Annotated in this window: 10 protein-coding genes; 5 read left to right on the top strand and 5 right to left on the bottom strand. The window is 71.9% G+C overall.

All coding sequences use genetic code 11. From position 1 onward, the window contains the following. Window positions 1–2: 2 nt before the first annotated feature. Window positions 3–3,788 carry an AAA family ATPase gene (locus tag F0U63_RS06285; protein WP_395844708.1) on the bottom strand — a complete coding sequence of 1,262 codons (3,786 nt, stop codon included), beginning with the start codon at window positions 3,786–3,788 and terminating at the stop codon, window positions 3–5. Then, window positions 3,785–5,035, bottom strand: a complete 1,251-nt coding sequence (locus tag F0U63_RS06280) for an exonuclease SbcCD subunit D C-terminal domain-containing protein (RefSeq protein WP_395844706.1) — start codon at window positions 5,033–5,035, stop codon at window positions 3,785–3,787. Before F0U63_RS06280 ends, F0U63_RS06285 begins: the two co-directional genes overlap by 4 nt. Before the next feature lie 254 nt (window positions 5,036–5,289). Here F0U63_RS06280 and F0U63_RS06275 point away from each other — a divergent pair, with 254 nt between their 5' ends. Continuing rightward, window positions 5,290–6,045: a lysophospholipid acyltransferase family protein gene (locus tag F0U63_RS06275; protein WP_395844704.1), complete on the top strand. Its 756-nt coding sequence runs from the start codon at window positions 5,290–5,292 to the stop codon at window positions 6,043–6,045. Between the two features lie 12 nt (window positions 6,046–6,057). Here the strand turns inward: F0U63_RS06275 and F0U63_RS06270 are convergent, their stop codons facing one another. After that, window positions 6,058–6,849 (bottom strand): PhzF family phenazine biosynthesis protein, encoded by a 792-nt coding sequence (locus F0U63_RS06270; protein WP_395844702.1) that lies wholly within the window; start codon window positions 6,847–6,849, stop codon window positions 6,058–6,060. Between the two features lie 52 nt (window positions 6,850–6,901). Then, the gene (locus tag F0U63_RS06265; protein WP_395844700.1) at window positions 6,902–7,696 is read right to left on the bottom strand and encodes an SDR family oxidoreductase; all 795 of its coding nucleotides are present in this window, start codon (window positions 7,694–7,696) and stop codon (window positions 6,902–6,904) included. Window positions 7,697–7,745: 49 nt separating this feature from the next. On the opposite strand from F0U63_RS06265, the gene F0U63_RS06260 reads away from it, so the two are divergent. From F0U63_RS06260 to F0U63_RS06250, 3 genes are all read left to right on the top strand, one after another. After that, on the top strand, window positions 7,746–8,429 hold the full coding sequence (locus F0U63_RS06260; protein WP_395844698.1) for a YqiA/YcfP family alpha/beta fold hydrolase: 684 nt from the start codon (window positions 7,746–7,748) through the stop codon (window positions 8,427–8,429). A gap of 66 nt (window positions 8,430–8,495) precedes the next feature. Further along, window positions 8,496–10,427 carry a discoidin domain-containing protein gene (locus F0U63_RS06255; RefSeq protein WP_395844696.1) on the top strand — a complete coding sequence of 644 codons (1,932 nt, stop codon included), beginning with the start codon at window positions 8,496–8,498 and terminating at the stop codon, window positions 10,425–10,427. 69 nt (window positions 10,428–10,496) lie between these two features. Next, the gene (locus tag F0U63_RS06250) at window positions 10,497–11,528 is read left to right on the top strand and encodes an alpha/beta hydrolase family protein (protein WP_395844694.1); all 1,032 of its coding nucleotides are present in this window, start codon (window positions 10,497–10,499) and stop codon (window positions 11,526–11,528) included. Window positions 11,529–11,540: 12 nt separating this feature from the next. On the opposite strand, the gene F0U63_RS06245 is transcribed toward F0U63_RS06250, so the two are convergent. Continuing rightward, window positions 11,541–12,308: a hypothetical protein gene (locus F0U63_RS06245; RefSeq protein WP_395844692.1), complete on the bottom strand. Its 768-nt coding sequence runs from the start codon at window positions 12,306–12,308 to the stop codon at window positions 11,541–11,543. A 133-nt stretch (window positions 12,309–12,441) separates the two neighbouring features. Between F0U63_RS06245 and F0U63_RS06240 the strand changes: the two genes are divergently transcribed. After that, window positions 12,442–14,055: a carboxylesterase/lipase family protein gene (locus F0U63_RS06240; protein WP_395844690.1), complete on the top strand. Its 1,614-nt coding sequence runs from the start codon at window positions 12,442–12,444 to the stop codon at window positions 14,053–14,055. Window positions 14,056–14,077: the final 22 nt, after the last annotated feature.

Genomic DNA, 14,077 nt, shown 5'->3' with positions numbered 1-14,077 from the left:
TTCTATCCCATCGCCAGCGAGCGCCGGGACGCGGACGCCCGGGAACCTGGCAAGCCCGCTTCGCCCACGACCTGGAGGCGGCTGCGACCCGCGCCCTGCTTCACCACGCGTACCTGCACACCGATGCGCTCGGCGAGTCCCGACACGTGGGAGATGATGCCCACCTGCCTGCCCGTGGCCTGGAGCGCGTCGAGCGTGGCCAGGGCCACTTCCAGGGTCTCGGGGTCCAGCGTGCCGAAGCCCTCGTCGATGAAGAGCGTCTCCACCTGGGTCGTCTCCGAGGAGAGCGAGGCGAGGCCGAGCGCGAGCGCGAGCGAGACGAGGAAGCTCTCTCCGCCGGAGAGGCTGGAGACGGCGCGCACCTCGTCACCCATGTCTCGATCCACCACCTGGAGGTCCAGGTCGTACCCAGGCACACGCATGAGGTGGTAGCGGGGCGCCAGTTGCTCCAGGTGTGCGTTGGCGTGGTGCAGGAGCGCATCCAGGGTGAGGCTCTGGGCGAACACCTTGAACTTCTTGCCGTCATGCGAGCCGATGAGTTCACTGAGCGTGCGCCACACGCCGCTCTTGCGCTGCTCCTCCTCCAGCAGCCGGGCCTGCTCGCCGTGGCGGCGCCGGGCATCATCGTCCTGCGCGAGCCGGGCCCGGAGGCGGGCGGCGGCGTCCACACGCGCCTGGGTGTCCGCGGTGGCCCGCTCGAGCGCGGACGCGGCGTCCTCCTCGGAGAGGGGAGGCCGCGCGGAGGACTCGTGCTCGAGGCGCTGGCGCTGGCGCTCCTCGACGAGCAGGAGGGACTTGTCGTGGGCCTGCCGCAACTGGCCCAGCGCCCGCTCCTCGTCCGCGCACCACGCGGCGCCCCGCGCGAGCAGGCCCCGCGCGGTCTCCAGGGAGAGGCCCCGCTCGGACAGGCGCGTGCCCAGGGAGTCCTCGGCCCTGTCCCGGGCGGCGCTCGCCGTGTCCCGTGCCGCGAGCGCGGCCTCGGTCCGGGCGAGGGCCACCGCCATGGCCCGTGCCGCCCGCGCGGCGTCCTCGCGCCGGGACTCGAGAGCCTGGGCGAGTGCCTCCCGCTCCTGACGAAGGGCCGCGCGCACCTCGGCGGTGGCACGCCCCGCGAACAGCGCGCCCCGTGAGGCACGCACGCGCGCGAGGGCCTCTTCCCGCTCGGTCGCCGCCTGGGCACGGGCCGTGCTCTGCGCGTGCAGCAGCTCCACCGTGGCTTGCACCGGGCCCCGCTTCTCCGCCGCGCCGCGCGCCTCGGCCTCGGCCTGGCGCAGCTCCTCGTCCTTCGCGTTCCACTCCTTCACGGCCTTCACGCAGCGCGCCTGGAAGGCCGCCGCGTCGGTGGACAGCTCCTTCTCCCAACGGGGCCAGCCCGTGAAGGCGGCCGACAGCGCGGCCAGCAGCGCCTCGCGGCCATGCGCCGCCTGCTCCACGTCCCGCAGGTGCAGGGCCTCGGCATCGACGTTCTTGCGCCACGCCTCGTCCGCCTGACGCCAGAGCTTCTCCGCCGCCTCCGCGCCCGTGCGCGCGGCCTCCCTCCGGGCCCGGGCCTCCTTTGCCTCGCGGGCCTGGGCCTCGGCGAGTTCCTCCTCGGCCCTCAACCGCTCGGAGTGGACGCGCACCTCGGCGAGCGCCTCCGCCAACCAGGCCTCGGCCTCCGGGGCCTCCACGGACTCGGGAGGAAGCGCGCCCGTGAGCTTCGCGCGCAAGAGGCTCCAGCGCTCGCGGGGCGGGGTGCTCCGCCTCGCCGCGGCCTCCCCACGCTCCCCGGCCCGTGCCGCGCGCTGCTCCGCGCCCTGGGCCCGGGCGATGGCGGCGGACTCGGTCCGCGTCACCTCCTGGAGCTCGTTCTCCAAAGACGCCACCCGGCCGCGTCCCTCCTCGAGGAGTCCCGCCAGGGGCCCGTCCTCGCGTGCGTAGGGGTGCTCCTTCGCACCACACAGGGGACAGGGCTCGCCCTCGCGCAGGTCCGCCCGGCGCGCACTGAGCTCCAGCGCGTCCCGCGTCCGGTCGAACGCGCGCCGTGCCTCCTTCAGCGCCGGGTCGAGCCCGGTGCGCCGCGCCTTCGCGGCCTCCGCCTCGGCGTTCGCGGTGGCTTGCTCCTTCCGGGCCTCGTCCACCTCCCGGGTGGCCTCGCTCAACGCCTGGGCCGCTTCGCGCGCTTCCTTTCGCGCGAGCTCCAGCTCCTTCAACACCTCCTGCCGGGTGCCCAGCTCCTCGCGCCGCAGCCTCCGCGCCGCGTCGGCTTCCGCGCCGAGCGCCGACTCCGCCCGCGCGGCCTCCTCCTCGGCCCCACGCAGCGCCTCGGACGTCTCGCGACGCGCCACCTCACGGCGCTCCGCCTCGAGGCGAAGCGGCTCGGCCTCGGCGCGCGTGCGCGTGAGCAGCGCCTGGGCCGCGGCCTCCTGGCGTGCCTGTTGATGATAGCGCTGGAGCTCCGTCTCCCACCGGGACCACTCCCGGGCCACGGGCTCCACGGGCCCGCGCTTGTCCCGCCACGCCTGGATGTCCTCGAGCCGCTTGCGCGCGGAGGCTTCCTGGTCGCTCAGCACCGAGAGCTCGGCCCGGGCGCGCTGCTCGCTCGCGAGCGCCTCGTCCCGCGTGCGCGCCGCGTCCCGCGCCTGCTCCTCGGCGCGTTGGATCTCCCCATCCAGCGCCTCGGCCGCCTCCAGCTCCGGCCGTGCGGCCTCCTCCGCCTTCACCGCCGCGTCCCGCCGGGACTCCGCCTCGAACCGGGCCACCTCGGCCCCACGTTCCACCTCGCGCGCCACCGCCTCCTCGGAGCGCCGCGTGGTCAGCTCCGCGTCCCTCGCCGCCAGGGCCGCCGTGGCCTCGTCTAGCGCCGAGACCGGAGCGCGCAGATCCTCCGCCGCGCGAACCCGCTCCCATTCGAGCCGCCGGGGCTCAGCGTCCTGGAGGGCCCGCCCCGCGCGCTCCCGCTCCGCTTCCGCCTCGCGCTCCCGGGCGGCCAGCTCCGCCCGCGTCCGGTACCAGCGCACCGCGTGCTCCGCCCGGGACTGCACCGCCTGGGCCTCCGCCCGCGCCGCCTCCTCGCGCGCCAGTCCCTCCTCCTGCTGCCGGCGCTCCTCCTCGCTCATCAAGGAGATGGCCTCCACGCCCCGCGCCAGCTTCTCCAGCGCCGCATCCACCTGCTGCTTACGCTTGTGCGCGGCGATCGACATGCGGCTGTACACCTCCGTGCCCGTCATGCGCTCGAGCAGCTCCGCGCGGTCGTCCTTCTTGGCACGAAGGAAGGCGGCGAACTCCCCTTGCGCGAGCAGAGCCGAGCGCCGGAACTGCTCGAAGGACAAGCCAAGCTTCTCCTCGATGGCCTTGAGCACCTCGCTCTTCTTGGCGCCAAAGCGCTGTCCGGAGGCCACATCGACGAGGCTCATCTCAGGCAGCTGGATGGTGCCATCCAGGCGTTCGCGCGCCCTATGCACAGACCATTTCGCGCGGTAGCGCCGCCCATCCCGTCCGAGAAACTCCACCTCGGCGAATCCCTCGACAGCACCACGCCGCAACATGCCGCGCGCATCAGTATCCTTGACGCGTACCTTCTCATCCTCACCGGCGCGCCCCACGAGTACCCCACTGCCCTGAACCAGCCGGGGCGTGCAGTCGAAGAGGGCCAAGCACATGGCGTCCAGCAGGGTGCTCTTGCCCGCGCCCGTGGCGCCGGTGATGGCGAACAGCCCCATCCGGTCGAGCGGCGGCTGGTCCATTTCCAGGGCGAAGTCGTCCACGAGGCTCGCCAAGTTGCGACCGCGGATGGCCAAGATCTTCATGACGCGTCCTCCTGCACCTGGGTGAGCAGTTCGTGGAAGGCCTCAAGCAACGCCGGCTCGGGTGGCACTTCGTAGTACCGGGCGTGACGGGCGCGGAACACGTCCTCGGGGGTGCGATCCTTGAGCGAGGGCCCGGGCCGTGACTCCGCGAGCGACAGGCCCGTGCCGGTGTACTGGGGGGTGATCTTCACCAGCCGCGCGGCCTTGCCCTCCAGCGCGGCCTCCACCTGCCGGCGCAGGGCGGGCTCGGGCCTGGGCAGCTCCACGCACACCTCCAGATAGGGGCGCTTCCACTCCACCATTCCGGCCTCGGCGGGGGGCAGGGCCTGGAGCGCCTTCACCACGGCGGCCAGGTCCATCGCGGGCGCGCCGCGCTCGGGCACCCGGAGGATCTCCGCCTGACGGGGCACGCGCACGGACTCCACGGAGGCGAGGTGCTCGCCCTCGAGGTCCACGAGCAGCACCTGATGCACGTAGCTCGCCTCGGACAGCGACAGCGGAAGGGGCGAGCCGCTGTAGCGCACCCCCTCGCGCCCGCCCACGCGCTGGGCCTTGTGCAGGTGCCCGAGCGCCGCGTACGCCACGTCCTCGGGGAAGAGGTCCACCGGGAGCGCGTGCTGGTTGCCGCCGAGGATGCGGCGCTCGCTCAGCTCGCTCAGCTCGGTGCCCACCATGTAGCAATGGCCCATGGCCACGAGCGCCTGTCCGGGCTGGCGCCGCGCCCGCGCGCCGTCGAGCACCTCGGCGTACACCGCGCGCACGCCCTCGATGAGCCGGTCGCCGGCCTCGTCCGGGAGGAGGGGGAGATCCGCGGGCCGCAGGTAGGGTACCGCCGCCACCCACGCGCCCACCTGTCCCCGGGCGTCGTGCAGCGGAACCAGCAGCCGCTCCAGGCCGCGGTCATCCCGGGAGCGCGTGAGGCCGCCCACCACGCGCACCCCGAGCGCGGTGAGCAGGGGGTCCGGCGCATCCAGCCGAGCGGCCGAGTCGTGGTTGCCACCGATGACGACGACATCCAGGTTCGGGCAGCGCTGGCGGGCCTGGGCGACGAACTCGTACCAGGAGGCCTGGGCCTCGGCGCTGGGGTTGGAGGTGTCGAAGATGTCACCGGCCACGAGCAGCGCGTCCACCTCGCGCGCCGCCAGGGTGTCGAGCAACCACGCGAGGAAGGCCGAGTGCTCGGCCTCGCGCGAGGTGTCGTACAGTGAGTGACCCAGGTGCCAGTCCGACGTGTGCAGCAGGCGCATCCGTGCGTACCCCTCCAGGAGCGATGCGAGCGGGACGGGAGAGCCCTTGCCTGCTCGCACGTTCAGGCAGCGCCAGTGTGCCCGTTGGCGCGCGTGGAGCCAAATGCGGAATCCCCTCCCCTCGTTCTCTCCCGCGCGGAGCAGGCGGGCAGGCGGCTTCGGGCGTGCGGTCCGGCGTCCGGGCGGGCATCATGACGCGCCGCCTTCCGCTGCCGGGGGGCCGCTGTGCCCCCGCTGACCGTGAGACACCGAGAATGAGGTACCTGGCCACCCTGTGGTTCTGGCTCGTCTTCCTGAGCACCGCCCCGCTCTGTACGGCGATCGGAGCGCTGATCTGGCTCGTCACCTGGCCCTTCGACCGGAACCGCAACGCGCTGCACGCCTTCGTGTGTGGCTGGTGCCACGTGCTCTACCTGTCGTGGCCGGGCTGGCGGGTGCGCATCGAGGGCCGGGAGCACCTGCCCCCGGGGCCCTCGGTGCTCGTGGCCAACCACCAGTCCGCGTCGGACATCCTCGCGTCCATGGGGCTCAACCACCCGTTCAAATTCGTCGCCAAGGAGGCGGTCTTCCGCACGCCGTGCGTCGGGTGGCTGATGCAGTTGATGGAGTACATCCCGGTGAAGCGGGGCCATCCCCAGGCGATGGAGCGGATGCTGGAGGACTGCCGCGGGTGGCTGCGGCGGGGGGTGGCGGTGTTCATCTACCCGGAGGGCACCTATGCGCGTACGCGCGAGCCCCTGCCCTTCAAGCGCGGCGCCTTCCAACTGGCCATCGCGGAGCAGGTGCCCGTGGTGCCGGTGGTCATCGAGGGCACGACGGACGTCATCGCGGGGGACGGGCCGTTGATGGGAGCGAGCGCCCGGGTGCGGGTGCGCGTGCTGCCGCCGGTGCCGGCGCGGGCGCTCGGGGAGGATCCGGTGGAGCTGGCCGGACGCGTGCGCGACATGCACCTCGAGGCGCTGGGCCAGACCGCGAAGCAGGGTGAGGCGCCCGAGCAACGGGTGGCCTGAGCCCGGGAGGGCTCACAGCGTGATGTGGCCCTCGAGGTAGAGCACCGCCTGACCGCTGATGCCCACGCGCTCGCCGCGCTCCTCGCACTGGAGCACACCGCCGCGCGCGGAGAGCTGATGGGCGAGCAACTGGCGCTTGCCCAGCACGCGCGCCCAGTAGGGCACCAGCGAGCAGTGCGCCGAGCCCGTCACCGGATCCTCCGGCACACCCACGCGCGGCGCGAAGAAGCGCGAGACGAAGTCCGCCTCCGAGCCCCGCGCCGTCGGCACCACCGCGAAGTACTCCAGCGCGGCGAGCCTGGCCATGTCCGGCGCGAGCGCGCGCACCTGCTCCTCGGTGTCGAAGACGACCAACAGGTCGCGCGTCACCAATGTCTCTCGCGGCTCGGCGCCCAGGGCCTCGGCGAGCCCCTCCGGCATCGCGCACGGCTCGGGCACCCAGGAAGGGAAGTCCATCTCCATCCACTCGCCCTCCTGCTGCGTCACCACCAGCGGACCCGAGCGGGAGTGGAACTCGGCCTTCTCCAGGCCCGGCGCCAGGCGCGTGAAGAGGATGTAGGCCGCGGCCAGCGTGGCATGGCCGCACAGGTCCACCTCCTGGGTGGGGGTGAACCAGCGGATCTGCCAGCCGCGCACCTCGTCGCGCAGCACGAAGGCCGTCTCGGAGAGGTTGTTCTCCGCGGCGATCGCCTGGAGCACCTCATCCGGCAGCCAGGCGTCCAACGGACACACGGCGGCGGGGTTGCCGCCGAAGACCTGGGGAGAGAAGGCGTCGACCTGATAGAGGCGCAGACGAGTGGGCATTCGTGGTCCCCTATCTACCCTACCCCGGAGGCCATGCGAAGCCGGGGGGGGTTCACTTGGAGGACGAGGTGAGAGCGCTGGCGAACTGCATGGCGTAATTGATCTCCAGGCCGCCATCCACCACCAGTGTCTGGCCATTCACGTACGAGGAGCCCTCGGAGCACAACCACTCGATGGCCTTGGCGATCTCGTCCCCGTCGGCCACGCGGCCCACGGGCACGGTGTCGCGCACCTTGGCCTCGAGCGTGGCCCAGGCATCACCCATGTAGAAGCGGCTGGAGTCGGTGTCGATGTAGCCCGGATTGACGGCGTTGACGCGGATGCCATTCGGGGCCAGCTCGGCGGCGAGGTACTTCACCAGGATTTCCATGGCGCCCTTCATCGAGCCCAGGAAGCCATGGAAGGGCAGCGGCATGCGCGAGTCCATGCCGGACACGGCGACCATGCGGCCCTTGCGCCCCTCCATCAGCGGCACGGAGCGCTGGGCGCCCAGGAGGAAGCTCTTCACCGTGACGTTGAAGGTCTTGTCCATCTGGTGGAGCTTCATCTGCATGAGCGGCGTGAAGGCGGTGGAGGCGGCGTTGGCCACGAAGACGTCCAGCGCGCCGAACTCCTGCTGAACCAGATCGAACGCGGCATGGAGGCTGGCGGGCTCGAGCTGATCCGCCACGACGGTGCGGCAGCGCCGGCCGAGCGCCTCGACGTCACGGGCGAGCAGGGAAGCGGCCTCGGCATCACGCCGGTAGGTGGACACGATGTCATAGCCCGCCTTCGCGAGCCGCAGGGACAGCGCGCGGCCCACGCCTCGCGAGCCACCAGTGATGAGCGCCACGGGAGCAGTCGTCATACGAGCGGGCATAGCACCTTCCCCCCCAGGGAGTAGAGTGCGCCCCCCTATGACTGTTCCCCAAGGACCCAAGTGGCTCTATCTGCACGGCTTCGCCTCGGGCCCCGAGTCCGCCAAGGGCGTGAAGCTCGCCGCGCACTACGCCCTCCAGGGAATCCACCTGGAGCGGCTGAACCTGCGCCAGCCCTCGCTCGAGCACCTGAGCTTCGGCGCGATGGTGGGCACGGTGCGCGAGGCCCTGGGGGGAGAGCGGGATCGGGCCATCCTCTTCGGCTCCAGCATGGGGGGGCTGACCGCATGCCACGTGGCGCAGGAGGACGCGCGGGTGTGCGCGCTCGTCCTGCTCGCGCCCGCCCTGCGCATCGCGCGGCAGATGCGGCGCACGGTGGGCGAGCCGGGCCTGCGCCGGTGGCGCGAGACGGGTTGGTTGGAGATCCAGGACTACGCGCAGAAGCGGCAGACGCGGGTGCACGCCGGCCTCCTGGATGAACTCGACGCGCTGGAGGCCCGCTCGGAGGGAGTCCCCGACGTGCGTGTGCCCACGCTCCTCATCCACGGCCGGCAGGACACCACCACGGAGATTTCCTACTCACGCGAATGGGCCCAGGGCCGGCGCCACGTGCGGCTCGTCGAGGTGGACGACGGCCATGAACTGGTGGCCTCGCTCGAGCGCATCACCGCGGAAGCGGATGACTTCCTCCGCCCCTTCCTCGCCAGCCCGGCTGCCCGGTAGACAGGCTTCAGAATCCTCGGCAGGGATTGGAATGACGCGGGTGCGTCATCTCTTTGTGCACCCACGATGCACAAAGCCAATCCGTTGATTTCGTCCGCTTGTCTGCTGGGCGTGCTGCTGGTCACGGCCTGTGAGCAGTCCTCCTCCTCCCCGGTGAAGGAGCCGTCCGTCACGGAGCCCGCCCCCGCGGCGCCTCGCGATGACGTGGGGTCGGAGAAGAGCGAATCCCTTCCGCCTGGAGCGACCACCGGAACTCCCGCGCCGGGCTTCTCCGCGAGCAATTGCCAGGCGATGACCACCCTGAGCACGTCCGCGAGTGGGGATGACGGCGCGGGCAGCGTGGCCGCCAATACCCAGGACGACAACCTGGCCACGCGGTGGAGCGGGCCGGGCAAGGGGGCCTGGCTCACGCTCGACCTGGGCAGCGCGCAATCACTCTCGGGCACCGCCATTGCCTGGCATCAGGGAAGCACGCGCCAGAACCACTTCACGCTCGCCACCTCCACGGATGGCACCACCTTCACCCAGGCGTACGCCGGGGACAGCGCCCTGACGAACGAGGCCCAGACGTACGCCTTCCCCAGCGCGCGCCAGGCGCGCTACGTGCGCGTCACCGTCAACGGCAACACCGTCAATGACTGGGCCTCCATCGCCGAGGCGCGCGCGTGTGCCGGAGGGACGACGACGCCCACGCCCACGCCCGCGCCCACCACGGACTCGGGCCCGGCGCTGCCCCGCCAGCCGTACCTGCAGAGCGTGGGCACCACCAGCGCACTCGTGGCCTTCCGCACCAGCACCTCCTGCACGCCCTTCGTGCGCTTCGGCGAGGGCGCGTACCTGTCGCGCTCGGCCTCGGCCACGGTCACGGGCTACCGCCACGCGGTGAAGCTGGACGGACTGACCCCGGGCCGCACGTACAGCTATGTGGTCGAGGCGTGTGGCTCGGTCACGGGCGCGCGCACCTTCCAGACGGCCACGGGCCCGGACGTCACGCGCGTGCACTTCACCGCCATGGGGGACTTTGGCACGGGCGGCTCGCTGCAGCGCAAGGTGCTCCAGGTGCTCACGCCCGAGCGCGCGGGCGAGTTCCTCCTCACGCTCGGCGACAACGCGTACTCCTCCGGGACGGACGCGGAGTTCCAGAGCAACATGTTCACCCCCATGGCGGCCCTGCTGCGGCGCACGCCCCTGTTCCCCACGCCGGGCAACCACGAGTACATCACCAGCAACGCCCAGCCCTACCTGGACAACTTCTACCTGCCGGCCAACAACTCCGCGCGCACCGAGCGCTACTACTCGTTCGACTGGGGTCCGGTGCACTTCGTCTCGCTCGACTCCAACTGCCTGAGCTACCCCACCACCGAGTGCACCAAGGCAATTCAGCAGGACTGGGTGGCCAAGGATCTGGCCGCCACCACGCGGCCCTGGAAGATCGTCTTCTTCCACCATCCGCTCTGGTCCAGCGGCGAGCACGGCTCGAGCACCTCCATGCGCAAGGCGTTCGCCGCCCTCTTCGAGCAGTACGGGGTGGACCTGGTGCTCACCGGGCATGATCACAACTACGAGCGCTCCAAGCCGATGAAGGGCGAGGCGGTGGCGGCCTCGGGCACGAAGGGCATTCCCTACCTCGTGGTGGGCAGCGGTGGCGCCACCATGCGTCCCTTCGAGACCTCGCAGCCGAGCTGGTCCGCCTTCCGCGACGACACCAACGTGGGCTTCCTCGACGTGACGGTGGACGGCGGCACGCTGACGGCGAAGTTCATCACCTCCAGCAACACCGTGCGCGACAGTCTCACGCTGACGAAGACGGTGGGCTCCAGCCTGAAGTCCGCCCTGAGCACCGCGGCGCCGGCGTCGGACACGCCGCCAGGCCCGGTGGACAGTCCCTACCGGCAGCCCGCGTTCCTCCAGCAGGGGCCGGTGCCTCCCGCCGACACCGCGGAGTCCGTGGCGGATCAGCCCGAGCCCGCGCACCAGTTCGTTCACGATCAGCCGTGACGGCGCTCCCCGCCCGTGTCCGGAGGCTTGCCGGTTGGCAGGCCGTCCGGACGCGGCGAGGATGGATGGATGAACCGCATGCACTGGCTGGACGCGCTCTGCGCGAGGTGGGTGGTGGCGCGCCAGCCGCGCTTCTTCGAGGACGGATGGGGCTCGTCCGCCCTCCTGGAGAAGCTCACCCGGGGACCCCAGGGCTTCGCCTTCCCGGAGTTGTCCGACGTGCGGATGAGCCCGCGCCGGCGCGAGGGGCACCTGCTCGTCCAGGAGGGACGCTTTCCGAGCCCCGCGGCCGTGGGCTCGCTGCCCGCCGCGTGCCAGGAGGCGCGCTTCCAGTTGCTGCTCCCCCACGGGGCCGGTCCGCTGCCTCCGGTGTGCGTCTTCCTCGCGTCCTCGGGAGACGAGGGCTTCGGCCTGCGCCGCTTCATCGCCGGGAAGCTGGCGCGCTCGGGCGTGGGCGCGCTGCTGTTGGAGAATCCCTACTACGGCTCGCGGCGTCCGCCCTCGCAGAAGGGCCCCGCGGTGCGCACCGTGGCGGACCTGCTGCTCATGTTCCGCGCCACGGCGGTGGAGGCGACGGCGCTGCTCGGGTGGCTGCTCGCGCGGGGACACCCCAAGGTGGGCATCTGCGGCTACAGCATGGGGGGCAGCATCGCCGCCTACGCCGCCGCCCTGTTCCCCCTGCCCGTGGCCGTCATCCCCCTGGCCGCCGCCCACGCCGCGGCCCCCGTCTTCACCGAGGGCGTGATGTCCGCCCTCCCCGACTGGGAGACCCTGGGCCGGCCCCTGGGAAGCACCGAGGCGGCGCGCCAGCGGCTCCAGGAGTTGCTCTCCGCCACGGCCACCACCGCGCTGCCGCCCCTGCCCCACCCCAAGCGGGCCATCTTCATGGCCGCGCGCCAGGATGGCTTCGTCCCCGCCGCCTCCACCCTGCGCCTGCTCCAACACTGGCGGGGAGCCGAGCTGCGCTACCTGTCCGGGGGGCACCTGAGCGCCTTCGTCACCGGCCGCGGCGCCATCGTCCGTGCCATCCTCGATGCCTTCTCGCGCGTCGAGGCCCTTCAACTTCCCCCCGACGGCGAGCTGCCGCCGGGTCCCCCGTGAGCCCGGGCTCCCTCAGCGCCCGTCTCCCGCCGCCTGCCCCTGCCCGTCCCCGCGGTCCCGTCCACCCCGCCGCTCCTCGCGGCGCATCTGGTCGTACTGGGCCTGCTGGGACTCATCGAGCAGGGCCTTGATCTGCGTGTCCGTCTGCTCGCGCAACTGCCGCAGTTCCTGACGCGTGTTGCGCGGCTCCGAACCGCTCTGCATCGCCTGGAAGAGTTCCTGGCGCCGGGTGGACTCGTTCTCCAGGTGGCGCAGGACATCGCGCTCCTGGCTGGAGCTCAACCGCGCCTCGGTGGCGAAGCGGCGCACGCGCTCGGCCTGCTGCGCCTGCGCCTGCGCCATGTTCTGCACCATCTGCTGCTGCCGCTGCTGCCGCTGCTCGGTGCGCATCTCGTCCTGCACCGAGCGCATCACGCCCTTGAGGTACTCGCGTCCCCCCTCGGACTGCAGCGCCTCGCCCGCCACCATGGAGCGCACTTCCGAGCGGAGCTGCTCCACCTCCGTGGCCAGCCCTCCCGGAACGGCGGCGTCCCCACCCGCTCCCGCGACCGCCGGCCGCTGCTCCAGCAGCATCAACCGCCGCGACAGGCTCAGCGCGTTGTCCTCCAGCATCTTCACCCGGAGTTCCAGGTCCTTCACCGCTTGAGGAGAGGACGCGGGGGCCGGGGAGGCAGGCGGCGGGGCAGCGGGCGCATCGTCCCCTCCTCGAGGGCTCCAGAAGGCCACGGCGAGGGCCAGCAGGGACACGGCAAGGGACGCGGGGCCAAGATACCGGTTCATATGTCTCCCAGACGGGTCAACGTCCCTTGTATTCGATGACCTTCCCGGATGCATCCCACGGCAAGGGGTGGGAGAGGACGACACACGAAAGATGACCGTGGGCGGAGACGGGCGGATGTGCTCCAGATCTCCCATGCGCTCGTTCTCCCGGATTCTTCTCTCCAGTTGCCTGTTGTTGCTCACCCACTGTGCCCACTCGGCGGGGCCCGAACTGGCCAAGGGACCCGCGCCGGTGGTCGAGACCGGCCGGGGACCCGTCCAGGGCCTGGCCTATGCGGATGGCAGCGCCGCCTTCCTCGGCATCCCCTTCGCCCAGCCCCCCACGGGCGAGCGCCGCTGGCGCGCTCCCGAGCCCGCCGAGGCGTGGAGCACCCCGCGCGATGCCTCGCGCTTCGGCTTTCCCTGCCCCCAGGCGGACATGCGCAACGGCAAGCCCGTCGAGGGCACCAGCGAGGACTGCCTCACCCTCAACGTGTGGACGCCCGCGCTCAAGCCCCAGAAGCCCGCGCCGGTGATGGTCTACATCCACGGTGGCGCCTTCACCCTCGGCTCGAGCCGGGATGAGCTGTACGACGGCTCGGCCCTGGCCCACGCGGGCGTGGTGGTGGTGAGCATGAACTACCGGCTGGGCGCGCTGGGCTTCCTCGCCCACCCCGCGCTCGGCGCCGGAGCACCCGCGGGCGCCTCGGGCAACTACGGCCTCATGGACCAGCGGCTCGCGCTCGAGTGGGTGCGTGACCACGTCTCCGCCTTCGGAGGAGACCCCACCAACATCACGCTCTTCGGCGAGTCCGCGGGTGCCATCTCCGCGTGCCTGCAGATGGTCTCGCCCGCGGCGCAGGGCCTCTTCCACCGCGTCATCGCCGAGAGCGGCACCTGCTACCTGGGCACCACGCCGCTGAAGGATCCGGGCACACCCGAGCAGGAGGACAGCGCCGAGGAGCGCGGGGTGCGCTTCGCGCGCGAGGTGGGCTGCACGGAGGGAGACATCGCCGCGTGCCTGCGCACCCGGACGCCCGAGCAACTGCTCGCCGCGAGTGGGGCCGCGCTCGATCTGATCAAGCCGCGGGTGGGCTTCGGGCCGGTGGTGGATGGGAACGTCATTCCCGCGGCGCCGCGCCAGCTCCTCGCGGAGGGCAAGTACGCGCGGGTGCCCCTGCTGCTCGGCGCCAACCGGGACGAGGGCACGATCTTCACCCTCCAGGCGAAGATCGACACGCCCGAGCAGTACGAGGCCGCGGTGAACGTGCGCGCGCCGGGCAAGGCCGAGCAGCTGCTGCGCGCCTATCCGACGAAGGACTTCGCCTCGCCCAAGGCGGCCTTCAGCCGGCTGCTGGGGGACGCGATGTTCGTGTGCCCCACCCGCCGGCTCGCGCGCACGCTGGTGGAGCAGGGGCAGCCCGTGCATGCCTATTTCTTCACCTACGAGCCCAAGAAGGCCTTTGGCAGCATCTTCGGCAGCTTCCTGAAGCTGGGCGCGTACCACTCCGCCGAGCTGCCCTTCGTCTTCGGCCTGAGCCGGGGCCGCTTCGCCCTGGACTCCGAGTCCGAGCGGGAGCTGTCCACGAAGCTCATCGGCTACTGGACCCGCTTCGCCGCCGGGGGAAATCCGAACACCGAGGGCGCGGTGCAGTGGCCCGCGTATACGCGGGAGGAGGAGAAGTACCTCGAGATCAACCTGGAGCTCGGGCACGGCTCGAACCTGAACGCGCAGCGCTGCGACGCGCTGGACTCGCTCGGGCTCTGAGCGGCTCGGCACGAGGGGACGA

Origin of the sequence: Cystobacter fuscus (genome assembly GCF_044360685.1) — a bacterium.
In the GTDB taxonomy this organism is placed as follows: domain Bacteria; phylum Myxococcota; class Myxococcia; order Myxococcales; family Myxococcaceae; genus Cystobacter; species Cystobacter fuscus_C.
Note: the sequence above shows the minus strand (reverse complement) of the source record. Positions and strands in the feature narration are given on the sequence as shown.